Below are 25,049 nucleotides of genomic sequence, written 5' to 3'. Positions count from 1 at the left end.
ATTAATAGACCTCTTCCATTGCCATATAACCTTGTCCTACCTTTGTATGTATATGTTTGCCTAAATCAATTTCCTCCAGTCGTTTTCTTAGCCTGTTCACATTAACGGTTAAAGTATTGTCACTAATAAATCGCTCATCATCCCATAGAGCTTTAATAAGTTCATCACGGCTTAGTGTTTTATTTTTATGTTGAAGCAATTGTTTAAGAATAAACATTTCGTTCTTCGTTAAGGTAATCTCACCGTGTTCGTTAGAAACCGTATATTTTTCATAATCGATTTTAGCTCCATACCATGTTTGTAGTGTCTGAGAATCAGCAGTATAGTTATAGGCTCTTCTTAGTAAAGCTTGGATTTTTGCCACAAGTACATCGAAATGAAAAGGCTTTTGCACAAAATCATCTGCTCCAAGTTGCATAGACATGACCATATCTGTCGGATGATCACGAGAAGATAAGAAGATAATCGGAACGGTAGAATGGTTACGAATCATACGACACCAATGGAAGCCGTCATATTTAGGCAATTGAATATCTATGATTACGAGGTCAGGCTTAACCTCTGAAAATCGTTCAATTACTTTTGAGAAATCATCAATTCCATGCACGCTAAATGACCATTGTTCTAATCTTTCTCTGATTTCTCGATATAAGCTTTCATCGTCTTCTATAAGTAAGAGAGTAAACATCTTTTCACCACACTTGTTTTTCCATATATTATATTAAAAACGAAAGGGAGGACAACCTTCTGGAAAAAAAGAAGACCGTACAGCGACGATCTTCTTATCCTTTATTTTCCGATAGCTTCAACTGTCGTTGCTACTTTTCCGATAACGAGTTCGCTACCAAGCATTGGAGATTCTTTAGGCTCTTCCCCTTGTTTTGGTTCGGGGCGTTTATGTGCTTGTTTGAATATGTCACTTTCCTTCCAAGCTTGGAAGCTATCAAGGTCTTCCCAATACATATTCACATTCAATTCATCATGTTCTTCTAAGTTTTGTGTAATAACGGTTTCCACTTTAATGAAACCTTTCATTTCTTGTAGAGGACCTGGCTTGGTGAAGTTAGGTGCTAATCTTTCAGCAAAACCTTTTTTCATTTTAATGCGATTCGTTACGATATACATCATGATTCCTCCTTTTAGTGATCATGCTTTTATTATAAACTTACTTTCATCAATTCTGAAATTAAAGCCCTTCATTTGGTAAAATAAAGGTGAGAGGTGAGAGGGATGTATAGTGAAGCATTATTAATTGATGAATTAGTGAAAAGAATCATTGCAGGTGAGTATCTATCGAATGAAAAGTTCCCATCTGAAAATCAATTAGCAGAAGAGTTTCAGTTGCCAAGAATGACTGTGAGAAAAGCATTACAACACTTAGAAGGTCGAGGCCACCTTTATTCAGTACGCGGAAAAGGGCGGTATTTAAAGCCTGAATCAGAAGCGATTCATTTACACTTATCGGGGGGCGAAAGTTTTACAGATAAAATGCTAGCCTCCGGTTATGATTTGCAAACTATAAATCTATTTTCCCCAGATAATGAGATAAATAAAGAGAACCAAACCTATATGTTGTCGAGACTTCGCTATATTAATGGGGAGCCAATTGCTATTCATCAATCGTATGTCAATACAGAGGTTTTCCCTACGATTAAAAAAGATGCGCCGAGAATTACATCCATGTTCGCCTATTACCGAGCTCATGGTTTTCATCACTTCACCAATAATGGAGCAGTATTAAGCGTACAATTCCCCTCCGCCTATGAGCAAGAGTTGCTCAAGTGCAATAATATCCTCCCACTTATTTGTCTTGAAAGTCATACCGTATGCGAAGACACTGAAAAAATACTAGAACGAACGTGCATTCTTTATAGAAGTGATAAATTTAAGTATCGGCTCCGTTAAAATGGGGCCGATTGCTTGGTGTTTAGATATATATTGCTAGAGAGAACGGTGAGAGAAGGAGAAAGCATGATTTGCGCGCAGGTTATAGAAAAATCTACACCTTATTGCGCGATTCCATGAATTGCGCGTAATACAAAGCCAAATCTAAAAGAATGGTGCGTGTAGCTAAGATTTGCGCGCAGTACATAGTCAAATCCAAAAGAATGGTGCGCGTAATTAAGAATTGCGCGCAGATCATAGCCAAATCCAAAAGGATGGTGCGCGAAACTAAGGTTTGCGCGCAATACATAGTCAAATCCAAAAGAATGGTGCGCGAAACTAAGATTTGCGCGCAGATCATAGCCAAATCCAAAAGGATGGTACGCGAAACTAAGGTTTGCGCGCAGATTATAGCCAAATCCAAAAGAATGGTGCGCGAAACTAAGATTTGCGCGCAGATCACAGCCAAATCCAAAAGGATGGTGCGCGAAACTAAGGTTTGCGCGCAATACATAGTCAAACCCAAAAGAATGGTGCGCGTAATTAAGGTTTGCGCGCAGATCATAGCCAAATTCAAAAGAATGGTGCGCGAAACTAAAGTTTGCGCGCAGATCATAGCCAAATCCAAAAGAATGGTGCGCGAAACTAAGGTTTGCGCGCAGATCATAGCTAAATCCAAAAGAATGGTGCGCGAAACTAAGGTTTGCGCGCAGTACATAGTCAAATTCAAAAGAATAATGCGCGAAACTAAGATTTGCGCGCAATACAAAGCCAAGTCCATCATGCTCTTGCGCAAAACCATGATTTACACACAGTCTCAGTCTGAAACGTTCATTTAAGAATATACATTTTGATTGGATGAGTCTGACAACAGTTTGAAGGATGCTGTCGCCACATTTATATGGAGATGCGGGCATAATCACCTTGTATCGTAGGGCGTACCAGCCTTTGATACTTCTGGCTTTTTCCGGCGAGTAATTAATTATACCCTTAGAGGCTCCATGTCAAAGGGTATCATGAAATTAAGGTCATAATTGAACATTATTTCGAAACCAAAACGGAATATGGTAGCTAATCGCTTGATAAGCGAGAGCAACCACCGACCACCGATTTACTCACCCTACTAACTGACAACCACATTAATAACCTCAAAAAAAGCAGCTCAAGCCCGAAACCAATATAGCTATATTCATTTTTAAAGACCCCTCACCACAAAACAAGGAGAGGGGTTTTTGGCAAGGGTTGATTCTATAAAGGTGTCCGCCATGTAAATCCTTATTTACACAATATTAAAAATAAATTAAAACACAACAGCTTGGCGCCAAGTTACGATGAACTTGCGAGAGGAGGTAGGGAGATGAATCGAAAAAGAAGAACAACGATTTTAGTGAAGGCGGGAGCCTCGTTGGCTAAGGAGATGGCGAGAGAGGTGACCGAACATTACGACGTAAAAGAAATAGTTGCACCGAGAAACGGTTTAACAATGCTGAAGGTAAGAGAAACAGCTAAGCAATCCCTATTTTATCTAGGGGAAGTATTAATGACGGAGACGATGGTAGAAATAGAGGGCAGCATAGGTAAGGGAATGGTCATCGGTCTAGAAGAAGAGTGGTCACGTGACCTTGCCATCATTGATGCCGCTTATGGCGCAAAATTGCCAATTATAGCGAGATGGAATCAATTTCTCCAAGCGAAAGAAGAAGCAATCATCAATCAGGAAAATAAAGAGCAGGCACAATTAATGGAAACAAAAGTGTCCTTTGAAACGATGTCAATTTAAGGGAGTGAAAATAATGCCACTTGATTATGTCCATGACACACAAGCTGTGTTTCGCAAGGTAATGGATTGCATGGCGCAGCCTGGTAAAACAGTTAGTTTAGCTAAGCAAATGATTCAAATTGACCATCTAATCGATTGCTATCATTCTACTTTTTTAACGATGGTAACCTTACTCGATAGCGAGGCAACTTTCCATATTAAAGGGAACCATACGCCACTCGTCCAAAGAATCTCTCAACTGACATTAGCCAAGCATGTGAAGGAAAGTGAAGCCGATTTTATCATCATTACAGCTGATTTACCACAAGCTGGTCTAATAAGCGCTATCCAATCGGCGAAAAATGGTAGTTTAATCGATCCCCAACTTTCTGCCACTATCATTATTGAGACCCCGAAGTTGTCATCAGGGCAAGAATGGCTATTATCAGGGCCAGGGATCAAGAAGGCTAAGCGTATAAAGCTCGCTTATTCTCAGACAATCAACCAAGCGCGTGAAGAGAAAAATCAAGAATTTCCGTTAGGAATCGATATCGTGATAACGGACCAAGTAGGTAAGCTTGTTTGTTTACCAAGGACAACAGTAATCAGTGAGGTGAGTAAGTAATGGGATATGTTGCCGTTAAAGGAGGGACAGAGGCTATCGAAGCCTCCATTGAACGCCTTCGTTATAACCGGCTGAAAGGTGAAAGGCATATAGAGATTGAAACAATTCTTGCCACGATGAAGGGCTTAGTAGATCAGGTGATGTCTGAAGCTAGTCTATATGCGCCTATGTTAGCTGCGTTGGCTATTAAACAATCGGAAGGGAATATGGAGGAGGCCGTTTTTACCTTGCGTGCCCATCGTTCGACATTACCACGATTGTATTATAGCGAAGCAATCCAGACAGAAGATATGCGCATTTCTAGGCGGATTTCTTCTAGTTTTAAAGATATTCCTGGTGGACAAATATTAGGAGCAACAACGGATTATACACATAGGTTGTTAGATTTTGATTTATTAATAGAGGATCAACAAGAAGAGAAACAATGGTTGCAGCATTATAAAGAAAGAATCGATCAGCTGAGAGAGCAGCCATCATCACAAATCTTCCCTAAAGTTGTGGAATATTTAAGGGAAAACGGTCTTGTGCAAACTTATGTAGATGATAATCGCGAGCCTTTTGATGTCACAAAGAAGAGCCTCCAATTTCCTGCCAATCGAAGTGCAAGGTTGCAGACATTAACAAGGGGACAGACAGGTGCAGTTATTTCTCTTGGTTATGCTTCTATGCGGGGATACGGTCAAGTTCATCCCAATGTAGGGGAGTTGAGGGTGGGTATGATGCCTATTCACATCTCATCTCCACATGAATGTGAGGAAGAGCAATATTATATAGGTGCTATTGAAGTGACAGAAGTGGAATCATTTGTGCCGGTAAAGGGCGCAAGTGAGGAAAGTGAAGAAGCCCTCGACTTTGAAATCGGCTATGGGATGTGCTACGGACAAAATGAGACAAAGGCGATAGCAATGAGTATTTTAGATCAATGCTTGCAGCACCCATCATCTGATTTTCCTACACATGACGAGGAGTTTGTTTTATTGCATATTGATTCCGTTGAATCGACAGGGTTCATTTCGCATTTGAAACTTCCTCATTATGTGACTTTCCAATCTAAGCTCGATCGTGCAAGAAAAGGACAGAAAGGAGAGTAATAATTATGACAAGACTCCATCATTTTGCTTTCTTCGATGAAGGCTCAAAAAAAGAGATTAGAAGAACAATCTTAAAAGCGATTAGTATTCCAGGATATCAAGTGCCCTTTTCTTCGAGGGAAATGCCTATCGCTAGAGGTTGGGGTACAGGTGGATTACAGGTGACGCTATCCATCATTGGCAAAGACGATGTATTAAAGGTGATTGATCAAGGATCAGATGAATCAGTTAATGCAGTCAATATTAAAAAACTAGTTGAAAAAACGACAGGCATTGCCATTACGGAAGGAACAGCAGAAGCAACGATTATTCAGTCAAGACATCGCATCCCTGAGCAGCCTTTAACAGAAGGTCAAGTGCTCGTCTTGCAGGTCCCTGCTCCAGAACCATTGCGGTCAGTAGAAAAAAGTGAAAGACAAACGAAAATTCTCCATGCGGAAGAAGAATACAGCGGTGCTTGGCTACAGTTATTTGAACAAATTATGAAATATGGTCAGACCAAAACAGGAGCGGACCACCCCGTCTATGTAGCTGACCGTTATGTGATGGCACCGAGTCCTATCCCCCGATTTGATAATCATAAAATGAATCATTCGGAAGCACTTATTTTATTAGGGGCGGGACGAGAAAAGAAAATCTATGCGGTTCCACCTTATACAGATGTCCGTTCATTAGCATTTGAGGATTACCCATTTACTGTCGAATCTTTCGTAGAACAAGCTTGTCATTTATGCGGGGCAACAGATACGTTTTTGGATGAGATCATAGATGCAGATAAAGATAAAGTGTATTACCAATGTAATGATTCTCACCATTGTTTAGCACAAGTAAATGGGGCGATTCAAGGAAAAGGGGATATAAGCTATGCGTGATAAACCTATCTTACAAGTCCAGCGATTAGAAAAAGTGTTTGGAAGAAGCTGTAGTCATTGTCAGCATCAAGATACGAGACAGTTAGAAAAGAATTTTTGCCCTTATTGTGGGACAGTGTATGCCTGTCGAAATATCTCGTTTGAATTATTTCCCGGGGAAATATTAGGGATTGTTGGTGAAAGTGGGAGTGGGAAATCTACGCTTATGCAATGTTTATATTTTGATGAGACTGCGACAGGTGGGGAAATGTTTATCAACCATGAAGATTTTAAGGAGAAAAACATTTTTGCTCTTTCTAATCAGCAAAAAAGATATGTGCGCAACCATATCCTCGGAATGGTTTATCAAAATCCAGCAAAAGGGTTGAAGATGGACTTTTCCTCTATTGGTAATATCGCTGAGAAACTCATTGCAGCAGGCAATCGCCATGTCGGTGAAATGGAGCGTGTCGGAACGGAATTGCTCGACAAGGTCCATCTTCCCCTTTTTAGAATGAAAGAAGAACCCAAGCGGTTCTCAGGGGGAATGCAGCAGCGTGTGCAAATTGCAAAAGCCCTTTCTAACTATCCCCCCATTCTTTTCTTAGATGAAGTAACGACCGGGTTAGACTTATCTGTGCAAGCCAGTGTCCTTGATTTAATTAAAACGATTCAACGTGAGATGGGTATCAGCATGATTGTGGTATCACATGACTTAGCCGTTATTCGTATGCTAGCTGACCGCACAATGGTGATGTTAAATGGAGAAGTAATTGAAAAAGGGCTAACAGATCAAATCCTTGAAGATCCTCAAGACGCTTACACACAACAGCTTGTTTATTCGTTGCTATAAAAGAGGAGGGTGCATATGTATATTATTCATAACGGTGTGATTGTACTTGAAGATAGAATGCTAGAAAAACATGCAGTATTAGTAGAAGAAGAACGGATCAAGGCAATTGTAAGAGAAGATGAACTCACTTCATTTACCAATGTTGAAAGAATAGATGCAAATGGGGGTTATATTTCTCCAGGATTTATAGATATTCACTCTGATTATATTGAATCTATCATCTCGCCGCGCCCGACAAGTATGATGAATGTCCAAATGGGCCTGCGTGAAGCAGAAAGGATTCTCATTGGACACGGGATTACAACGATGTTTCATTCACTTTCTTTCTACCGGGAGGATATTTTCACCCATAAGCCGATGCGCTTACCAGAAAATGTACAGAAATTAGTTGAAGCGATTACGGAGACATCCGAGCAGCAACATCTTATTCGCCATCGCCTACATGCTCGTTTTGAAATAGATAATCTGGAAGGTGTCGACCGTTTAATAGAGAACCTCCGTTCAGGTAAAATTCACCTGCTATCTTTTATGGATCATACACCAGGTCAAGGTCAGTATCGTAATTTAGAAGTTTTTCGTGAAACGATGCGTGGTTATCGTGATTTAACTGAACAGGAGTTAAATCGTATTATCCAAGACCGCCTATCTTCAAAAGTGATGACGATTGATATGATGAAAGAGATTGCTGAAATAGCGATAAGGCAAGGGGTTAGCATTGCTTCACATGATGATGACCATAAAGGTAAGATTGACCTCGTCCAATCCATTGGGACCACAATCAGTGAATTTCCAATTACATTAGAGGTTGCTAAAAAGGCGAAGCAGAGCGGTCTATATACAATCGTGGGGGCGCCCAATATCCTTTTAGGTGGCTCGCACTCAGGCAATTTATCTGCAGCAGAAGCGATTCGAAATCAATGTGCAGATATTTTATGTAGTGATTATTATCCATCGGCCTTACTCCATTCTATCTTTACGCTCCATGAAAAGTATGATCAGAACCTCCTAGATATGTTCCAAATGGTCACTTCAAAGCCAGCGAAGGCAGTAAACCTTAATCATGAAATTGGTTCTATCAAACCGGGCTATAAAGCCGATTTACTCATCATTGAGAAATTGGATGATGGTTTTCCAACAGTAACATTAACAATGGTTAATGGTGTTGTGATAACGACAACAAATTACCGAAAAAACCTGGCGATGGAGGAGGTAATACGATGACATTCTTAAAAATTGAAGGTCTGGAGAAGAACTTTCAAATTGTGCATTTAGGTCAGACGATTCATGCTGTGCAACAGTTGAACTTCTCAATGAACCAAGGTGAATTTATTGGGATCACGGGCAAAAGTGGCAGTGGGAAATCAACGATCTTAAAAAGTATTTATCGCACATATTTACCTGAAGCGGGGCGGATTTATTTTGACTCAGAGAAATATGGATGGATTGATCTGCAAAAAGCGTCAGAAAGGGAGATTATCTATTTACGAAAATATGAAATTGGGTATGTGTCACAATTTTTAAATGTCATGCCACGAACAACCGCCCGCGAATTAGTAGAGCAATCTGTTTTGGAGACGGGGCGGTCATTATTAGAAGCACAAAAAGAAGCAGAGGAAGTGCTTTCTCATTTTGAACTTGATCGCAAACTATGGGATACGTACCCTAATACATTTTCAGGTGGGGAAAAGTTAAGGTTAAACATTGCCATTGCAGCCGTTAAAAAGCCAAGGTTACTCCTTTTAGATGAGCCAACAGCAAGTCTTGATCAACAGTCCAAGCAAAAGGTGAAAGAAGTGATTCAAAAGTTAAAGGAAAGTGGGACAACATTGCTAGGGGTTTTCCATGATATCGAATTTATGGATGAATTATGTGATCATATTTTTGAAATGAGCCAGCAATCGTTCAAAAGGGCAGGAGCGGCCTTATGATGAAGGCGGATTTACATGTTCATAGCGGTTTTTCAGATGGCGCAGATTCCATTCAAGTGGTTATGGAAAAAGCTGCAGCGACCGGTATCACACATATTAGCATCGTTGACCATGATACGGTAAAAGGGCAAGGGGAAGCCTTGAAATGGGCAGAAACATATCAGATTCAGCTCATTCCTGGGATTGAAATTTCCGCATTTGATTTCAAAAGAAACCGAAAAGTACACGTACTAGGCTACCATTATGATGCTAACAAAGGGCATATTTTAGCATTATGTAATGAAGTGCTTAAGCGTAGACAAGCCCATTCCATTTGGCAAATTGGGCAAATTCAACAGCAAGGCATCCATTTGTCTATAAAAGCAATATCGCAAATCGCCTCACCAAGTGAGACGATTTATAAGCAACATATTATGGCGGCCATTACGTCAGAACCTTACGACTCAGAAGCATATAAAAAGCTGTATCGTTCACTGTTTAAAGGAGGGGGAGTAGCTGCTGGGGATATTGCTTATGTGGACGTATATGATGCCATTCGAGCGATTAAAGCAGATGGTGGATTTGCTGTAATTGCTCATCCTGGTCAACTTGATTCCTATGATCTGATTGAAGAGCTTGTAGATAGTCAGATTGGATTGGATGGTATTGAGCGTAATCATCCTGATCATAGTGAAGCGGATCACCAAAGAATTGATATCCTTATGGCAAGGTATGGTCTTCTTATGACAGGTGGTTCAGATTATCACGGTGCATTTGGTTCATCAGTCCGTATGGGGGACTATGAGTCGCCTATAAACCGATTGTTAACTGATTATTTGGTTTGTAAATGATTAGTGAAAGCCGGTATATTTCGTGTAAAAAGACAGTAAATTCAGTCTTTTATTTAGATTATTATGCTTAAATAAAAGTGAAATAAGTTAAATCGTTTATAAAGGGAGTGAATGAAAATGGGTAAAAAATCATATGGTTGGTTGCTGCTTGTATTATTGACTTTGTTGCTTGGTGCTTGCTCAGAAGAAGGAAATAGCGAGGCTTCTTCAAGTGATGATGTTGTCGATATTGTTTGGTATCCAAGTGAATCAGGATCAGATATGAAATCATCAAGAGATGACATTGGTGAGGTAATTGCTGATGCAACAGGTCGTGAAGTGAAGCACCATTTAACAACGGATTATGCGATCTCTATTGAGACAATGGTAAATAACAATGCGGAGCTCGCTTTTATGGGTGCACAAGGTTATATAGAGGCGAAAGAGCGTAATGACGCTATTCAACCATTAGTTGTTTCAACAGGAGAATCAGGCACGTTAGACGATGCCGTTTATCATAGCTGGTTAGCTGTCAATGTTGATGATGTAAATAACTATAAAGAAAATGGGGAATTTTCTTTAGATACAATTGCCGATAAAAAAATGTCATTTGTATCAAATAGTTCCACATCAGGATTTAAAGTACCTGCCTCTGATTTGATTGCCCATTTTAGCGATAAAAGTTTAACAGAAGAAGATTTAATGGAAGGTGGCCCATTATTCTCTCAGGTATTGTTCGGCAATTCACATCAAGGGTCTGCGGTTAATTTGTTAAAGGGAAGTGCTGATGTAGCAGCTTTTTGTGATACATGTGTAGAAAATTATGTTGAGCTTGTGGAAGGCGAAGCGAATCGTCCGGGTTCGATTTATCGCGTAAAAGATAATGCAGCTGAGCCATTTAGTCTTGTTAAGGGTAAGGAATTTGTGCTCATTAGTGTCACGCCGGTTTTAAATGCACCTTTTGTTGGCAATATCGACCTTTTAGGGGAGGAAGGCTTCAAAAAGCTACAAGACTACTTATCAAGTGACGAAGTAGCAAATAATGAGAAAATCTTCGTTCCTGAGGGCTCAGATCAATCGGCTTTATTCTTTAAGTCTGGAGAAGAAAGATTGGCGCCAGTAGATGATGAATGGTTTAACCCGATAAGAGAGCTATCTAAGTAATCTATGAGGAGGCGAAATCCTTTGGCATTATTAGAAATTAGGGCACTAAATAAATCCTATCAAGGTCACCGTGTACTAACAAATATCGATTTTACTGTTGAAACAGGCGAATTTTTATCGGTTATTGGTCCATCAGGAGCTGGAAAATCAACATTACTGCGATGCATCAATCGCTTAGTGGAAGCGGATAGTGGCGAAATCCTTTTTAATGGGGAAAACATTCTTAAACTTGGCAGAAAGTCATTGAGAAAAGAAAGAGCCAATATCGGGATGATCTTTCAACATTATAATCTTGTCCCACGTTTAACAGTTATCGAAAATGTACTTCATGGGCGCTTCGGATATAAGTCGACTTTACAAGGAATGTTCGGTATTTTTAGTGAAGAAGAAAAAGAAAGAGCTTTCTATCTCCTAGAGAAGCTGGGAATCGCTGAACATGCTTATAAACGCTGTGACCAACTAAGTGGAGGACAACAGCAAAGAGTAGGAATTTGCCGCGCACTTATCCAAGATCCGAAGCTCATCTTATGTGACGAACCGATTGCGTCATTAGATCCTCATTCTTCCAAGGTCATTATGGATTATTTGAAGTCTATTACCGAAGAAATGGGTATCACTTGTATCGTTAACCTCCATCAAGTCGAAGTAGCCCAATCCTATTCGAATAGAATTATCGGTTTAAATAAAGGACATTTAGTTTTCAATGGGCCAAATAGACAATTAGACTCTCATCACATTGGAGAAGTCTATGGGATGGATACAAGAGAGCTTATAACGGTATGAGGAAGGCGAATATGTTAACAGATCAAAAACGATTAAGTAGGAAATGGCAACATCTCTTCTTACTGATTATTGTTTGTTGCTTCACATGGTTATCGATTGAAATGGTCCAATTTGACTTTTATCAAAGCTTGTTAGCTATTCCAACAGCTGGTCTATGGATGGTTGAAAATTTATGGATTACGGGGGATACTTGGCGTGAGTTTCCTGACATTATGTTGAAATTGGTTGAAACCATTCTCATGTCAGTAGCTGCGACAACGATAGCGGCATTCATTTCTTTTTTCCTCGGAATATCGGGTTCAACAACGACGAGGCGTAATGGTTTAATGGCGGGTTTATCTAGAGGAATAGCTTCTGTCGCGAGAAATATCCCTGTCGTAGCATGGGCGTTAATTCTTCTACTCTCATTTGGACAAAACTCACTAACCGGATTTCTTGCCCTATTTGTTGGTACAGTTGGCTTTTTGACGAGAGCGTTTATGGAAACGATTGATGAAGTGGGCTTAAAGTCTTTTGAAGCCTTAACGGCGACGGGGGCCACATATTTTCAAGTAATCTCCAAAGCTGTTATTCCACAGGCATTACCACAAATGTTGAGTTGGATGTTGTTTATGATCGAAACGAATATAAGAAGTGCAACTTTGGTTGGTATTTTGACAGGTACAGGCATCGGCTATACGTTTGACCTGTATTATAAGACATTAAATTATGAAGCGGTTGCGCTGGTGACATTATTAATTATCCTTACAGTCATCGCCATAGAACTCACATCGAACCGTATCAGAAAGGTGATCTTATAATGGGTATAGCCTATATAAAGCGCAGTAAAACGGGTCGAATTAATATAAAAATAGGCAATAAGGTTGACTATACATTAAAAGCCGTTCTATGGAGCCTCGGCATTGTAACTGTTGTTGCCTTCCTTTTTTTTGACTATACCGGCTTTCAGTTAACTTCCGCATTAAAGGAGACAATGACCAATTTACAGACAATGTTCCTTACGCCAGCTTTGAATCACTTTTCTTGGGGTGAAGCGTTTTATCAAGTCGGTGTTACATTAGCATTAGCCGTTCTATCGACAGTAATTGGAGCCGTAATTGCCTTTTTCCTTGCATTATTATCAGCGGAAAACTTATCAAATCAAGGTGTAGCTAAAGTTATTAAAACGTATGTCGCGTTCATACGAGCGGTTCCAACGGTTTTATGGGTTTTGATTTTTGCGATTGCAGCTGGATTAGGGAGTACGGCTGCAGTTTTAGGGATGCTGTTCCATTCCGTAGCCTATTTGGTAAAAGCTTTCTCCGAATCATTTGAGGAAGTTGATAAAGGGGTGCTCGAAGCGTTACGGTCGACAGGTGCTGGCTGGTGGCAAACTATCGTTCATGCAGTTTTACCATCTACAATGACTTATCTTTTATCATGGACATTTCTTCGTTTTGAAATCAATTTTTCGGTTGCTGTTGCAATGGGGGCGGCCGCAGGGGCAGGTGGCATTGGCTTTGAACTCTTTATGGCATCGGGATTCTACTTTGATTTAAGAGAAGTTGGTTTCATCACCTATTGTATTCTCCTTGTTGCGATACTATTAGAGCTTGCGTCGACACAGCTCAAAAAACGCTATTTTCCAAGTCAACATTAAAAGGCTGCCTTACATAGACAGCCTTTTTTAAGCTTCAAAGCTTTTTTTACCTGGTGCTTTCATACGGTAAACTTGAAATAATAATAATGCACAAACGGAAAGAATCATTCCTGAAATATAAGGAAATCCAATCGAAACAGTAAATAATAACCCGCCGAGAGGAGGACCGAGTATTCGTCCTAAGGAATCAAAAGAGGATAAAAGCCCTGTTATATTGCCATGCGCTCCTTTTGCTGATTTTGTTAATAGACTTGACACTGCAGGTCTTATCGCGCCATTGCCCATTCCGAAAATCGTAAGGAAGATTGCAGCGGTTAAGAAGTTATCTAATGTTAAAATAAGCCCCATACCAATCACACTGACGATTATGCCCCCTTGAATGACTGCTCCTTCTCCATATTTCTTAGATAGCCTACCGACTAACCCGCCTTGAACAAGAGCAGAACCGAAGCCCATTATCATAAAAATGATACCTAGTTCTGTTGGCTGTAGTCCTGCTTTTTGAAAAGCAAAATAAGCAAAGGTAGCCTCTAATCCTGCAAGAGACAGGGATACGCACAGATTCAAGATAAATAGAATGGAGGTCGTACCTTTAAACGCCTCCCAAAATGAAGGACGCTCTCTACCTTCGCCTGTACCTGTTGCAGGTAACGATTCTTTTAAAACAAAAAGGACGAAAAGACTCGTAATGAGCGAGAGAGTTCCTGCTACATAAAAGGGTGTACTTAAACTTGCTTGGGAAAATACCCCACCTATTGCTGGGCCAAATATAAAGCCTAAACCTGTTGCAGCGCCAATCATCCCCATGCCCTTTGCACGGTCTTCCTCTGTCGTGATATCAGCAACATAAGCCATCGCTGTTGGCATATTTGCTGCAGACAGCGTTCCTCCGATGATGCGTGCGACAAATAACATCCATAATTCACTAGATAAAGCCATTAGGAAGAACGAAAGTGAGAGGCCTAATATGCCGATGAGCATGACTGGTTTCCTGCCATAACGGTCAGATACACGTCCCCATAATGGTGCGAAGATAAATTGCATAAGTGAATAAACGGCCATTAATAAACCTAATTGCGAGGGGGTAGCCCCAATTTCTTCTGCATAAAATGGTATAACCGGAATAATGACACCAAATCCGGACATAACGAGAAACATAACAGCAAACAAGATAGGTAAAGCTTTTTTCTTTTCGATCACAAAAGTCACTCCAATACTGATAACAGCTCTATAACATAAATATCATAAGGGCAGAGAAAAAGAAAGTGCTGTAGGAAATCAAAGTTATATACCTCTATTATGTCCAGTAATGAAGGATTTAGTGCAGATAATAAGAAGTATCTATTAATTATTATTCTTAAAAAGTGATTTGGTGAGAAAATCTTTTACTAGCATAGCTTCTTGGGCATTCATTCTATTATGAACCAATTAAATAAGTTAAAAGAACTTTTTTTAGAAAACTATAGATTTTTTTGTATAAATATACTATTATATTGAAAATACAATATTTTGATATTTCTTATAATTATAGGGAGGTGCTAGAATGAGTAAAGCTCAGAATAGAAAAGTATTAATTGCTAGCCTTGTTGGAAGCTCGATTGAATGGTTTGATTATTTTCTCTATGGTACGGTTGCTGCTCTTGTATTTAATGAATATTTCTTCCATAGTGATGACCCAACAGTCGGCTTAATGTTGGCATATGCTTCATTTGCGTTAGCATTCTTTATTCGACCACTTGGTGGAGTAATCTTCAGTCATATTGGTGATAGGGTAGGAAGAAAGAAAACATTAGTATTAACATTAACCATTATGGGTGGATCTACTGTATTAATGGGCTTCTTACCAACGTATGAAACCATTGGTGTCATGGCACCTATTCTGCTGATTATTCTTCGTCTTATCCAAGGAATTGGACTCGGAGGAGAGTGGGGTGGAGCTGTTTTATTAGCTGTAGAATATGCCCCAAAGGAAAAACGTGGATTATTCGGTAGTGTCCCACAAATGGGGGTAACTATCGGTATGCTTCTTGGAACTATTGCGCTGTCTATTATGACATTATTACCTGAAGAGCAGTTTCTATCATGGGGTTGGCGTGTTCCGTTTATCATGAGTGCATTACTCGTCTTCTTTGGTCTTTGGATTCGTAAAGGAATCGATGAAACACCATCGTTTAAAAAGGCACAAGAAAGTGGAGAGATTGCTAAAATACCAATTGTTGAAACATTTAAAACGTCTTGGAGAGAAGTACTCATTTCAGTAGGAGCAAAAGTAGTAGAAACCGCGCCGTTTTATATTTTCGGTACGTTTATTGTTTCATATGCAACGAGCGAATTGGGCTTTTCAAGAACAGCGACCCTAAATGCTGTGACAGTAGGAACCATTGTTACAACTATTCTTATTCCTATCATGGGGAGTCTTTCTGATAAGATCGGTAGGAAGAAACTCTATATTGGTGGTACAATAGCAATGGCTGTTTTTGCTTTCCCTTATTTTTGGATGTTACAGCAAGGAACGGTTACTTGGCTTGTCATTGCAACTGTATTAGGATTAGGGATTGTCTGGGCACCGATTACAGCCGTCTTAGGCACAATGTTCTCAGAAATTTTTAAATCAAATGTTCGTTATACGGGTATTACATTAGGTTATCAAATTGGTGCTGCGGTAGCAGGTGGAACCGCGCCATTAATCGCTACAGCATTACTGGCCTACTTTAATGGTTCCTATGTACCGGTGGCATTATATATTATATTATGTGCTGCGATTTCTCTTATTGCCATGATTGCTGTACGTGAAAAAAGTAAACAAGAATTAGATCAAGATGTAGCCATGTAGTAGATTGTTAATTTAAAAAGCTCGGTACGTCATCGTATCGGGCTTTATGAGATGTGGTCAATAGTTGTAAGGGAGATGTTTTTATGCTTGTTTTATCAGAGAAAGAAATTAAAACATTATATGTAATGAAAGATGCGATTGAGGATATGGAAGCAGCACTTGTTGCTCATCATCAAGGTAAAATCGCGAGTCCACAAAGAACTGTTTTAGATATTCCTTCAAAAAAAGCATCGGCATTATATATGCCTAGTGCAATGGAGACAATGAAGAAAGCTGCAGTAAAAATAGTCACAATCTTTCCTGAGAACCCTAAAGAAGGGTTAAAAACAACCCAAGGTGTCATCTTGTTATCAGATACAGAAAACGGTACACACGTGGCTTGTCTGAATGCATCTTATTTAACTAGATTAAGAACGGGAGCGCTTAGTGGCGTCGCAACAAAATACTTAGCAAAAAAAGACGCAAAATCTGTTGCCGTGCTTGGTTGTGGTGCAATGGCAGAGGAGCAACTACAAGCTGTATGCGAAGTCAGAAATATTGATCATATATATTTATATAACCGTACAAGGGAAAGAGCGGAGAACTTTTATAACCGAATGAGAGAGATCCTGCCAAATTATAAAGGGAAAGTGGAAGTGGTAGCAGATCCTGATGATGCTGTGAAACGGTCTGATATTGTCAATTGTAGTACACGAGCAGTGGAGCCAATATTCAAAGGAGCTAGTTTGCAGCAAGGCACACATATCAATGGCATTGGATCCTATTTACCTAATATGCAAGAAGTGGACGTTGAAACATTAAAACGAGCGAGTAAAGTGGTTGCTGATACGATAGAAGGTGTAAAAGAAGAAGCTGGTGACTTTATTATTCCTAATAATAAAGGTGATTGGCATTTTAATGAGCTACATGGAGAGCTTACAGAATTAGCAGCACATACCATTAAGGGAAGAGAATCAGACGAAGAAATTACTTTCTTCAAATCTGTTGGAGCTGCTTATTTTGACTTAGCAGCTGCAGCAGCTGTATATGATAAAGCAAAAAAACAGGGAATAGGTACAGAAGTAGAGGTTTAAGCAAAAGAAAAAAGATGAACCGTCGTATAGGTTCATCTTTTTTATGAATTTATTTAATTCCTCGCATTTTTTTCTGGATTTTTGGTGCAACCAAGAAAAGGACGATTGAAAGGACAATGGATAAACCACCAATAATACCGAAGTAAAGTACTTCTGTTTCAGCTGAATAAAATCTAACCACTTGTGCATTGATGGCTTGAGCTGCTGCACTTGCTAAGAACCAAAGGCTCATTGTTTGTGCAGAGAATGCAGTTGGAGCTAGTTTTGTCGTTGCTGATAAACCAACTGGTGATAAACAAAGTTCACCAAGTACAACAATAAAATAACTTAATACTAACCAAAGTGGACTTACTAATGCACCTTCTGAAGCGAAATATCCAGGTACAAGAATAACGATAAAAGAAAGACCTGCAAATAGTAATCCGAGAGAGAACTTTTGTGGAATCGTAGGTTGACGATCTCCAAGCTTCACCCATAACCAAGCAAACATTGGTGCCAATACAATAATGAATAAAGGATTAAGAGATTGGAACCATGCTGGGGAAATAGTAATTCCCATAAATTCTAAATCCGTACGATTGTCTGCATAGCTGGCTAAGATTGTTGAACCTTGCTCTTGAATTGCCCAAAACATAACTGCTGCAATGAACAAAGGTATATAGGCAATTAATCTTGAGCGTTCCACATCTGTCGTTTTCTTACTTCTGTACATAACAGTAAAGTATATAATTGGAATTCCTACTCCTAAAATTCCGACAATAAAGACAAGACTTTCAAATGTTAAATATCCAGTAGGAATACCTACAGCAACTAGAATAGCAACAATAAGAATACCTAATCCTATTTGTGTAAATACTCGTTTCTTTTCATTTGGTGCTAATGGGTTAGGTACCTGAGTACCTGCTAGACCTAAATATTTTTTCTTAGTTACTTGGAAAGTGACTAATCCAACAAACATACCAACCGCAGCCACACCAAATCCAAGATGGAAACTTGTATCCATTAGTGAACCAACGATTAGAGGAGAAAGGAAACCACCAAGGTTAATTCCCATATAGAAAATACTGAACCCTGCATCACGGCGACTATCATTTTCGCTATATATATCGCCTACAACACTTGATACATTAGGCTTTAATAAACCAGTTCCCAATACAATTAATACCATGGATACAAAGAACATGGCAACGCTTCCAGGAATAGCCAATGCGATATGTCCAAGCATAATAAGGATTCCGCCATAGAAAATAGCTTTAGAAGTACCAAATATTCTGTCAGCGAACCAACCGCCAATGATTCCAGACATGTAAACAAGTGAACCATATATAGACATTATAGATAAAGCCGTTGTTTGACTAAGACCTAAACCGCCTTGTGAAACTTCATAATACATGTAGAAAACAAGGATGGCTCTCATTCCATAGTAGGAAAAGCGCTCCCAAAATTCAGTGAAAAATAGTGTGAATAAACCTTTAGGATGTCCAAAAAATCCCTTCTGAGGCACACTATCGACAATACGTTGTTTGTCGTCAGACATATAACTTCCTCCTTTTTTTACTTATACTATAATAATGTTTTTCAGATTTTTGTCAAATCAAAGATAAGTATATTTTAGCCATATAAACGTATAAATATTGATTTAATGGGAATGCTCCTTTTTTAAAAAATTATATTAAGATTATTCTGATAATGAAATAATATGTTTTTAGGTACAATTATAATAGGTGAACTTTATCAAAAATTCTAATCATGTTGATTACATTTCAGGAAATTTTGATAATTATATGTGAATTCCGAAGACCCACTAGCGGGAACTATAAACCATTGATAGTATTTTCTACTTGAATGATTCTGATACTATCTTTTATTCACTTCCAATAGACCTCCCTAAGGGCATGATAGTATCGTTCCCTTTAATATTTTTTATAAACAAATTAAGAGGTAGGGAGGTTTGTGTTTACATGTATTCTGTAATTGAATACATGTAAACGAAATAAGTATGCAAGTTTACGTTATTGTTTACGTATTATAGTTCTTATGTGTACAAGTATGCAAAAATGTATACATGTTGATATATCAAGGTGTGTGCGAGTTTTGTCTTCTTGTAAACATTAAAGTATACAAGTATGCGTAATTTTGCTGTTTGTTTACGTTTTTACGATTTGGTAACTTTTCTCCCTGTTTCATTGCTTAATACTTCATTCTCTATTACTCTTAAACTATTAACTCAAATTTATGAGAATGAAAGGGTTGGATAAGAGATGACGAATGCAAGAATTGCGGCTGTCGATGTTGGTAATGATTCGCTTAAAGCTATTTTTGGTAAGGTAGAGAACGAGCTTAATTTACCGAATGTCGTAGCAAGAGATATTGAGGATAGACCAGTCATTGGAATTGAAGAGCTAAATAGTAAGGATCCGCTAGATGGCATACATATTCGTGTCCACTCCCCTGCTTTGAAAGAGAATAATGCAATCTATCGTGTGGGACATTTAGCAACCAAAAGTGATAACGCGTCAGAGCTTGATCCAGGCAGTAGTAAATCTGAAGAAGATCAAACATTGGTCATGTTATTTACAGCATTGGCATTGGATGCAGTTAATGAAGAAAAAGGAGCTACATTTAAGAGATCTGGTAATGTGGTTGATGCGAATTATTTATTAGGTACAGGACTTCCATTGAGAGAAGCAAAAGAAGGTAAGGATTCGGGTTATCGTTCTAAATTAATGGGTTCTGTTCATCAAGTTGAATTTTTAATTACACCTAAATACCAAGGGATAAAGGTTAATATTAAATTTGATGATGTTAAAGTATATCCTGAAGGCTTTGCTGCATTCATTAATTTGGTGATGGACAATCAATTAAATATTATTAATAAAGACTTAATAGATAAACGCATACTTATTCAAGATATTGGTGGTTTATCAACAGATATCGCTGTCATTAAAGATCGAAATGTGGATGATGATAAAGCTCAGGGCTTTAATTTAGGTGTGTCTGAATCTTTAGAAGCGATTAGAGAAGAAATAAGATCAAAACATGGTATAGAGCTTGATAGTCGCCGCGATGTCGTGGAGATTATTACAAGAAAAAACAATCGCAACCATATTATGGTTAAAGGTAGCCGCACAAGCGTTCATGACATTACAGATCGCATTCTTTTAGACTTAGCGAAGAAGCAATATCGTTTATTAAGAAACGTATGGCAAAAAAATTCGCAAACTGAGATATGCTATTTTGTTGGTGGTGGTTCCATCGTCCTAAAAGATTACCTCAAGACATTGAATAATAATTTAGATGGCTTTAACATCGACTTTTTTGAAGATGAAAAAGAAAGCATTTGGATGATGGCGAATGCCTATTATAAATTGGTTGCAGATTATGCAAGAAGAACAAACAAAGATAAGCAGGATAAGAAACCTGTTAAATCAAACTAGGTGAGTTTTGATGAAAAAACCAGCTTCTTCGGAATTGAAAAGGGGTCAGTCAATTTCATTCCGAATACCATCCGATACACCAGATTATTTACTAAAAGAGCTACAAAGATTAAAAACAACAGAGAGAAGAAATTTTTCTAGTAAGGTTGCAGAAATTGTCCTTGCGGGAGTCAATCAAAATAAGAGTAATGAGAGAGAAGCTATTACGATTCCACTTCCGAAACACTTAACAAAGGTTCAAAAGGATTGGCTAAAACATGAGCATTCTGAGGCACTACTCGGAAGTATTGTGTATCAGCTTATTTCCGACCCACTCAGAGCCACAGCATTATTAGCCTCTTTAAATAGTGGCTCAGCTAATATCGATGAAGCATTATATTTGCAAGAAGAATCAGGTGTTACCCCTGTTGATGAATGGCAGGAAACTGCTGCGGCGGAAGAACCTGCTGACGATGCGACGTTTGAAGATGAACTAGATAGTTTCGATTGGAATCAAGCGAAGAAAAACGAACCAGAAACACATAAGGAAGAAGCCGAAGAAGAAGATATTGATGATTTATTAGGAGGTTTTTTGTCACATATGAATAAATAGCAGAAAGGTTGCCGACGTGGGCAACCTTTTTGTTATTTTTAAACCCATGTTGGGTGGGGCTGTGAGGACAAGTCTTTTATTTGGGAACAAGAGAGAGAATTGCGACTAAAAAGAGAGTTTTCCAAGAAATAAGTAGCGAAAAGGGGAGAATCGCGACTAAAAGAAGAGCTCCTCAAGAAATAAACAAAGTAAAAAGGAGTGTACCGCAAGTCTGGGTAACTAAAAAGTTAAAAATCAAATCGCTCGAAAACAATTTAAAGAATATTAGCACTTATCAACAGTTGTCCACAATAAAAAGTGGATAACTTAAAAAGGTGAAATTGACTCAAAGGAAGAAGTTATTTATATCACAGGAAAAAGCTATTAAACCAAGCGTTTGTTCGTATGTGTATAACCCTGTGAATATATATAATTTATCCACAAGTTAATTTATTTGTTGTGGATAATAAGTTTTTGTTGCCCTTTTTCATTTTTTTTCATCCGTTTGGAAACAATACGAAGATGAAAATGAGGAGGGGTGAGGAGTATGAAATACGAATGCATCATTATTGGTGGTGGAATCGCAGGGTTACAGGCAGCGATTCAATTAGGTCGTTATAAACACCGAGTGTTAGTGCTAGATGATAATCAAGGTCGATCGTCAATCTGTCAAAGTTATCATAATATATTAGGTTATCCTAATGGCGTAAGCGGCCCTTATCTTAGGGAAATCGGAAGAGCGCATGGAGAGAAATATGGTGTTCATTATCAAGATGAACTAGTGGTAGACATTGTATACGAGGAAGAGGAGTTCATTATTTACACAAGAAGTAATAAGCAATATAGAGGCATGCGGTTATTACTTGCCACAGGAATCATGGACCATATTCCCCCTTATGAATCGCTCGGCCCATGTCTAGGTTTGACTGTGTACGTGTGTCCAGACTGTGATGGGTATGAGGTGAAGGATAAAACAACGGTTGTGATGGGTTCTGGAAACACGGGTGCTAATATGGCATTGACGCTTGCTTATTGGACGAATTCAATAATATTCGTTAATGATGAGAAAAAAGAAGTTTATCCACAAACTTATCAACAGTTAGAGAAATTAGGAATCGAAGTGATTGAAGAGAAAATAGCCGAAGTATTGGCAGATGGCTCATCGTTTCGGGGAGTTCGATTGGAATCTGGGCAGATTGTAGAAGGTGAGAGGGGTTTTATTGCTTATGGAGGGAATCATGTAAAATCAGACTTAGCAGCAAAATTAGGAGTAGAACGTTTAGGTAATCAGCATATTATAACGGATGGGCGCTCGAAAATGACGAATGTCCCTCATGTTTGGGCTGCTGGTGATGTTGTGGCTCATTCAGAACAAGTGACAATTGCTATGGGTGAAGGCTCTCAGGCGGCCATATGGATTCATAAATCATTAATTAATCGTTAGTAGAAGGTGAGGAATGGGATGTGACTTGGTGGAAAAACGCAATTGCCTATCAAATCTATCCGCGAAGCTTTCAAGATTCAAATGGGGACGGCATTGGGGATATACAAGGCATTATTCAACGCCTATCATATTTAAAAGAACTTGGGATTGATTTGATTTGGATTTGTCCGATATATCAGTCTCCTAACGATGATAACGGCTATGACATTTCAAATTATCAAGCAATTCTAGCTGAATACGGGACAATGAATGACTTTGATCAATTATTAGAAGAAGTGCATCAAAGAGGTATGCGACTAATTATTGATCTTGTTTTAAACCATACAAGTGATGAGCATGCATGGTTTATAGAGTCGAAAGTTAGCAAGGAATCGAAAAAGCGAGATTGGTATATTTGGAGAAAAGGAAAAGATGGGAAAGAGCCGAATAACTGGGCCAGTATATTTGGTGGTTCTGCATGGACATTTGATGAAAAAACGAATGAATATTATTTGCATATATTCTCTAAAAAACAACCAGATTTAAACTGGGAAAATCAAGCGGTGCGTCATGCACTATACGATACAGTCAATTGGTGGCTAGAAAAAGGAGTAGACGGCTTTAGAATTGATGCGATTAGTCATATCAAGAAAAGCCCAGGATTACCAGACATCCCTCCAACTAATCAAGAGACATATGTTCCTTCTTTCTCGAAGCATATGAATCAACCTGGAATACATGATTGGCTTTTAGAATTAAAAAAAGAAACGTATGGGAAGTACCCAGTCGTTACGGTTGGGGAGGCAAATGGGGTTAGTGCAGAGGAGTCTCTTCTTTGGGTTGGTAAAGATCAAGGAAAAATGGATATGGTCTTTCAATTTGAGCATCTTGGTTTATGGGATGCAGAAGAAAACCCAATCCTGGATATCATTGCTCTGAAAAAAGTATTAACAAAATGGCAAGTCGCGCTAGCTTCAGACGGTTGGAATGCTCTATTTCTCGAAAATCATGATAAGCCGAGAATTGTTTCAACTTGGGGAAATGATAAAGATTATTGGTATGAAAGCGCCACAGCCTTAGCATGTATGTACTTCTTTATGAAAGGTACACCTTTTATTTATCAAGGCCAAGAAATAGGCATGACGAATGTGCACTTCGAAGGGATGTCCTCCTATTATGATATCCTCACTCATCATCTATATAAGGACAAACAACAGAAAGGCTGGTCACACAAAGAGATTATGAAACTCATCTGGGCTTCTTCTCGTGATAATAGCCGTACACCTATGCAGTGGAGTTCTGATTCAAACGCAGGCTTTACAGAGGGCAAACCATGGATGGAGACAAATGAAAATTATACTAAAATCAATGTTACTCTCCAAAAAAATTCAAATCATTCTGTATTGCAATTTTACAAAGAGATGATTACTTTAAGGAAAACTCACGCTACTTTTATTGAGGGTGAATATAATCTTCTTTTTCCAAATCATAAACAGATTTTTGCTTATACAAGAGAAGATGAAGAACAGAGGTTTCTGGTTATAGTAAACCTGTCTGAGTGTAACGTAACTTTAAATTTAAATCACCAACTTGTCAGGGATAGTTCAAAGCTATTATTATGGAACTATCAAGCACAAGGCGATATATCGCTATCTAAGAAAATGGAACTCCGTCCATATGAAGCTAGAGTTTATCGAACATAAGCAAATATAAATATATATTTTTTCGTTATTTCTAGGAGATGTAGATGAATGGCAAAAGGAAAAACAAATGCGATGCGGTTATTAGATCAGTCGAAAGTAAGCTATGAGATCATGACTTATGATGTCGCGGATGGAAAAATAGATGGTCTTTCGGTGGCAGAAAAAACGGGGAAATCAGGTCAAACGGTTTTTAAAACATTAGTGACAGTCGGTGCAAGTAAACAAAACTATGTCTTTGTTATTCCAGTCGATAAGGAACTGGATATGAAAAAGGCTGCTAAGGCGTCAGGTGAGAAGAAAATTGAAATGATCCATGTGAAAGATATTCAGAAGATTACCGGCTATATTCGTGGCGGTTGTTCACCAATTGGTATGAAAAAACAATATCCTACTATTATCGATGCATCAGCAAAGGATTTGAAAAGTATGATTGTTAGTGGGGGTAAATTAGGTACTCAGATAGAATTAAGGTTGCAAGTCCTCATTAAAATGAGAAGTGCAGAATTATACGAGATCGCTCAATAAAATACCAAATGCCTCAGAAGATGTTACTGCAGGCATTTTTTTGTTTTCTGGATAGGGATTATAGTAATTTCTAAAGAGGTGTGAGGCCAAATAGTCAC

At 38.7% G+C, this 25,049-nt stretch carries 25 protein-coding genes; 20 read left to right on the top strand and 5 right to left on the bottom strand.

What is annotated here, in order from left to right:
• Position 1: 1 nt before the first annotated feature.
• On the bottom strand, positions 2-688 hold the full coding sequence (locus U9M49_RS12205; RefSeq protein ID WP_095371444.1) for a response regulator transcription factor: 687 nt from the start codon (positions 686-688) through the stop codon (positions 2-4).
• Between the two features lie 101 nt (positions 689-789).
• Positions 790-1,125: a heme oxygenase gene (locus U9M49_RS12200; protein ID WP_095371445.1), complete on the bottom strand. Its 336-nt coding sequence runs from the start codon at positions 1,123-1,125 to the stop codon at positions 790-792.
• Between the two features lie 105 nt (positions 1,126-1,230).
• Between U9M49_RS12200 and U9M49_RS12195 the strand changes: the two genes are divergently transcribed.
• Positions 1,231-1,905 (top strand): GntR family transcriptional regulator, encoded by a 675-nt coding sequence (locus tag U9M49_RS12195; RefSeq protein ID WP_095371446.1) that lies wholly within the window; start codon positions 1,231-1,233, stop codon positions 1,903-1,905.
• Between the two features lie 101 nt (positions 1,906-2,006).
• On the opposite strand, the gene U9M49_RS12190 is transcribed toward U9M49_RS12195, so the two are convergent.
• Complete coding sequence (locus tag U9M49_RS12190) at positions 2,007-2,801, bottom strand: hypothetical protein (protein WP_322909874.1); 795 nt, start codon at positions 2,799-2,801, stop codon at positions 2,007-2,009.
• Between the two features lie 440 nt (positions 2,802-3,241).
• Between U9M49_RS12190 and phnG the strand changes: the two genes are divergently transcribed.
• The 12 genes from phnG to U9M49_RS12130 all read left to right on the top strand — a co-directional run bounded on the left by phnG (position 3,242) and on the right by U9M49_RS12130 (position 13,386).
• Positions 3,242-3,664: a phosphonate C-P lyase system protein PhnG gene (gene phnG, locus U9M49_RS12185; protein ID WP_307316397.1), complete on the top strand. Its 423-nt coding sequence runs from the start codon at positions 3,242-3,244 to the stop codon at positions 3,662-3,664.
• 13 nt (positions 3,665-3,677) lie between these two features.
• Complete coding sequence (phnH, locus tag U9M49_RS12180) at positions 3,678-4,268, top strand: phosphonate C-P lyase system protein PhnH (RefSeq protein WP_322909873.1); 591 nt, start codon at positions 3,678-3,680, stop codon at positions 4,266-4,268.
• Positions 4,268-5,359 (top strand): carbon-phosphorus lyase complex subunit PhnI, encoded by a 1,092-nt coding sequence (locus U9M49_RS12175; protein WP_095371450.1) that lies wholly within the window; start codon positions 4,268-4,270, stop codon positions 5,357-5,359. Before phnH ends, U9M49_RS12175 begins: the two co-directional genes overlap by 1 nt.
• A 5-nt stretch (positions 5,360-5,364) precedes the next feature.
• A complete protein-coding gene (locus U9M49_RS12170) occupies positions 5,365-6,231 on the top strand; it encodes an alpha-D-ribose 1-methylphosphonate 5-phosphate C-P-lyase PhnJ (RefSeq protein WP_307316401.1) in 867 nt (288 codons plus the stop codon).
• A complete protein-coding gene (locus U9M49_RS12165; protein ID WP_307316403.1) occupies positions 6,224-7,063 on the top strand; it encodes an ATP-binding cassette domain-containing protein in 840 nt (279 codons plus the stop codon). The genes U9M49_RS12170 and U9M49_RS12165 overlap by 8 nt, the downstream gene beginning before the upstream one ends.
• 15 nt (positions 7,064-7,078) lie before the next feature.
• On the top strand, positions 7,079-8,284 hold the full coding sequence (gene phnM / locus U9M49_RS12160; RefSeq protein WP_095371453.1) for a phosphonate metabolism protein PhnM: 1,206 nt from the start codon (positions 7,079-7,081) through the stop codon (positions 8,282-8,284).
• Complete coding sequence (locus tag U9M49_RS12155; RefSeq protein WP_095371454.1) at positions 8,281-8,991, top strand: phosphonate C-P lyase system protein PhnL; 711 nt, start codon at positions 8,281-8,283, stop codon at positions 8,989-8,991. The genes phnM and U9M49_RS12155 overlap by 4 nt, the downstream gene beginning before the upstream one ends.
• On the top strand, positions 8,988-9,821 hold the full coding sequence (locus U9M49_RS12150; protein WP_307316408.1) for a PHP domain-containing protein: 834 nt from the start codon (positions 8,988-8,990) through the stop codon (positions 9,819-9,821). Before U9M49_RS12155 ends, U9M49_RS12150 begins: the two co-directional genes overlap by 4 nt.
• A gap of 117 nt (positions 9,822-9,938) precedes the next feature.
• Positions 9,939-10,964, top strand: coding sequence for a PhnD/SsuA/transferrin family substrate-binding protein (locus U9M49_RS12145; protein WP_095371455.1), 1,026 nt, complete (start codon positions 9,939-9,941; stop codon positions 10,962-10,964).
• Between the two features lie 21 nt (positions 10,965-10,985).
• The gene (gene phnC, locus U9M49_RS12140; RefSeq protein WP_095371456.1) at positions 10,986-11,747 is read left to right on the top strand and encodes a phosphonate ABC transporter ATP-binding protein; all 762 of its coding nucleotides are present in this window, start codon (positions 10,986-10,988) and stop codon (positions 11,745-11,747) included.
• A gap of 11 nt (positions 11,748-11,758) precedes the next feature.
• Positions 11,759-12,547: a phosphonate ABC transporter, permease protein PhnE gene (gene phnE, locus U9M49_RS12135; protein ID WP_095371457.1), complete on the top strand. Its 789-nt coding sequence runs from the start codon at positions 11,759-11,761 to the stop codon at positions 12,545-12,547.
• Positions 12,547-13,386, top strand: coding sequence for an ABC transporter permease subunit (locus tag U9M49_RS12130; protein ID WP_322909872.1), 840 nt, complete (start codon positions 12,547-12,549; stop codon positions 13,384-13,386). The genes phnE and U9M49_RS12130 overlap by 1 nt, the downstream gene beginning before the upstream one ends.
• 27 nt (positions 13,387-13,413) lie before the next feature.
• Here the strand turns inward: U9M49_RS12130 and U9M49_RS12125 are convergent, their stop codons facing one another.
• Complete coding sequence (locus U9M49_RS12125) at positions 13,414-14,583, bottom strand: MFS transporter (RefSeq protein ID WP_095373575.1); 1,170 nt, start codon at positions 14,581-14,583, stop codon at positions 13,414-13,416.
• 346 nt (positions 14,584-14,929) lie between these two features.
• Here U9M49_RS12125 and U9M49_RS12120 point away from each other — a divergent pair, with 346 nt between their 5' ends.
• Entirely contained in the window at positions 14,930-16,219 is a 1,290-nt protein-coding gene (locus tag U9M49_RS12120; RefSeq protein WP_095371459.1) for an MFS transporter, read from the top strand.
• A gap of 83 nt (positions 16,220-16,302) precedes the next feature.
• A complete protein-coding gene (locus U9M49_RS12115; RefSeq protein WP_095371460.1) occupies positions 16,303-17,292 on the top strand; it encodes an ornithine cyclodeaminase family protein in 990 nt (329 codons plus the stop codon).
• Positions 17,293-17,341: 49 nt separating this feature from the next.
• On the opposite strand, the gene U9M49_RS12110 is transcribed toward U9M49_RS12115, so the two are convergent.
• On the bottom strand, positions 17,342-18,829 hold the full coding sequence (locus tag U9M49_RS12110; protein WP_095371461.1) for a peptide MFS transporter: 1,488 nt from the start codon (positions 18,827-18,829) through the stop codon (positions 17,342-17,344).
• A gap of 724 nt (positions 18,830-19,553) precedes the next feature.
• On the opposite strand from U9M49_RS12110, the gene U9M49_RS12105 reads away from it, so the two are divergent.
• The 5 genes from U9M49_RS12105 (at position 19,554) to ybaK (ending at position 24,951) form a co-directional block, all read left to right on the top strand.
• Positions 19,554-20,729: a ParM/StbA family protein gene (locus U9M49_RS12105; protein ID WP_095371462.1), complete on the top strand. Its 1,176-nt coding sequence runs from the start codon at positions 19,554-19,556 to the stop codon at positions 20,727-20,729.
• Positions 20,730-20,739: 10 nt separating this feature from the next.
• Positions 20,740-21,321, top strand: coding sequence for a hypothetical protein (locus U9M49_RS12100; RefSeq protein ID WP_095371463.1), 582 nt, complete (start codon positions 20,740-20,742; stop codon positions 21,319-21,321).
• A gap of 526 nt (positions 21,322-21,847) precedes the next feature.
• Positions 21,848-22,744, top strand: coding sequence for an NAD(P)/FAD-dependent oxidoreductase (locus tag U9M49_RS12095; RefSeq protein WP_095371465.1), 897 nt, complete (start codon positions 21,848-21,850; stop codon positions 22,742-22,744).
• A gap of 20 nt (positions 22,745-22,764) precedes the next feature.
• Entirely contained in the window at positions 22,765-24,426 is a 1,662-nt protein-coding gene (locus U9M49_RS12090) for a glycoside hydrolase family 13 protein (protein WP_095371466.1), read from the top strand.
• 48 nt (positions 24,427-24,474) lie between these two features.
• Positions 24,475-24,951 (top strand): Cys-tRNA(Pro) deacylase, encoded by a 477-nt coding sequence (ybaK, locus tag U9M49_RS12085; protein WP_322909871.1) that lies wholly within the window; start codon positions 24,475-24,477, stop codon positions 24,949-24,951.
• Positions 24,952-25,049 lie beyond the last annotated feature (98 nt).

The sequence above is a fragment of the Cytobacillus sp. OWB-43 genome (genome assembly GCF_034651445.1).
GTDB lineage: Bacteria > Bacillota > Bacilli > Bacillales > Cytobacillaceae > Cytobacillus > Cytobacillus kochii.
This window is presented reverse-complemented; position numbering and strand designations above follow the sequence as displayed.

Coding starts and splice junctions, on each gene's coding strand:
- U9M49_RS12205 (WP_095371444.1), bottom strand. CDS start 688: ATGTTTACTCTCTTACTTATAGAAGACGATGAAAGCTTATATCGAGAA.
- U9M49_RS12200 (WP_095371445.1), bottom strand. CDS start 1,125: ATGTATATCGTAACGAATCGCATTAAAATGAAAAAAGGTTTTGCTGAA.
- U9M49_RS12195 (WP_095371446.1), top strand. CDS start 1,231: ATGTATAGTGAAGCATTATTAATTGATGAATTAGTGAAAAGAATCATT.
- U9M49_RS12190 (WP_322909874.1), bottom strand. CDS start 2,801: ATGCCCGCATCTCCATATAAATGTGGCGACAGCATCCTTCAAACTGTT.
- phnG (WP_307316397.1), top strand. CDS start 3,242: ATGAATCGAAAAAGAAGAACAACGATTTTAGTGAAGGCGGGAGCCTCG.
- phnH (WP_322909873.1), top strand. CDS start 3,678: ATGCCACTTGATTATGTCCATGACACACAAGCTGTGTTTCGCAAGGTA.
- U9M49_RS12175 (WP_095371450.1), top strand. CDS start 4,268: ATGGGATATGTTGCCGTTAAAGGAGGGACAGAGGCTATCGAAGCCTCC.
- U9M49_RS12170 (WP_307316401.1), top strand. CDS start 5,365: ATGACAAGACTCCATCATTTTGCTTTCTTCGATGAAGGCTCAAAAAAA.
- U9M49_RS12165 (WP_307316403.1), top strand. CDS start 6,224: ATGCGTGATAAACCTATCTTACAAGTCCAGCGATTAGAAAAAGTGTTT.
- phnM (WP_095371453.1), top strand. CDS start 7,079: ATGTATATTATTCATAACGGTGTGATTGTACTTGAAGATAGAATGCTA.
- U9M49_RS12155 (WP_095371454.1), top strand. CDS start 8,281: ATGACATTCTTAAAAATTGAAGGTCTGGAGAAGAACTTTCAAATTGTG.
- U9M49_RS12150 (WP_307316408.1), top strand. CDS start 8,988: ATGATGAAGGCGGATTTACATGTTCATAGCGGTTTTTCAGATGGCGCA.
- U9M49_RS12145 (WP_095371455.1), top strand. CDS start 9,939: ATGGGTAAAAAATCATATGGTTGGTTGCTGCTTGTATTATTGACTTTG.
- phnE (WP_095371457.1), top strand. CDS start 11,759: ATGTTAACAGATCAAAAACGATTAAGTAGGAAATGGCAACATCTCTTC.
- U9M49_RS12130 (WP_322909872.1), top strand. CDS start 12,547: ATGGGTATAGCCTATATAAAGCGCAGTAAAACGGGTCGAATTAATATA.
- U9M49_RS12120 (WP_095371459.1), top strand. CDS start 14,930: ATGAGTAAAGCTCAGAATAGAAAAGTATTAATTGCTAGCCTTGTTGGA.
- U9M49_RS12115 (WP_095371460.1), top strand. CDS start 16,303: ATGCTTGTTTTATCAGAGAAAGAAATTAAAACATTATATGTAATGAAA.
- U9M49_RS12110 (WP_095371461.1), bottom strand. CDS start 18,829: ATGTCTGACGACAAACAACGTATTGTCGATAGTGTGCCTCAGAAGGGA.
- U9M49_RS12105 (WP_095371462.1), top strand. CDS start 19,554: ATGACGAATGCAAGAATTGCGGCTGTCGATGTTGGTAATGATTCGCTT.
- U9M49_RS12100 (WP_095371463.1), top strand. CDS start 20,740: ATGAAAAAACCAGCTTCTTCGGAATTGAAAAGGGGTCAGTCAATTTCA.
- U9M49_RS12095 (WP_095371465.1), top strand. CDS start 21,848: ATGAAATACGAATGCATCATTATTGGTGGTGGAATCGCAGGGTTACAG.
- ybaK (WP_322909871.1), top strand. CDS start 24,475: ATGGCAAAAGGAAAAACAAATGCGATGCGGTTATTAGATCAGTCGAAA.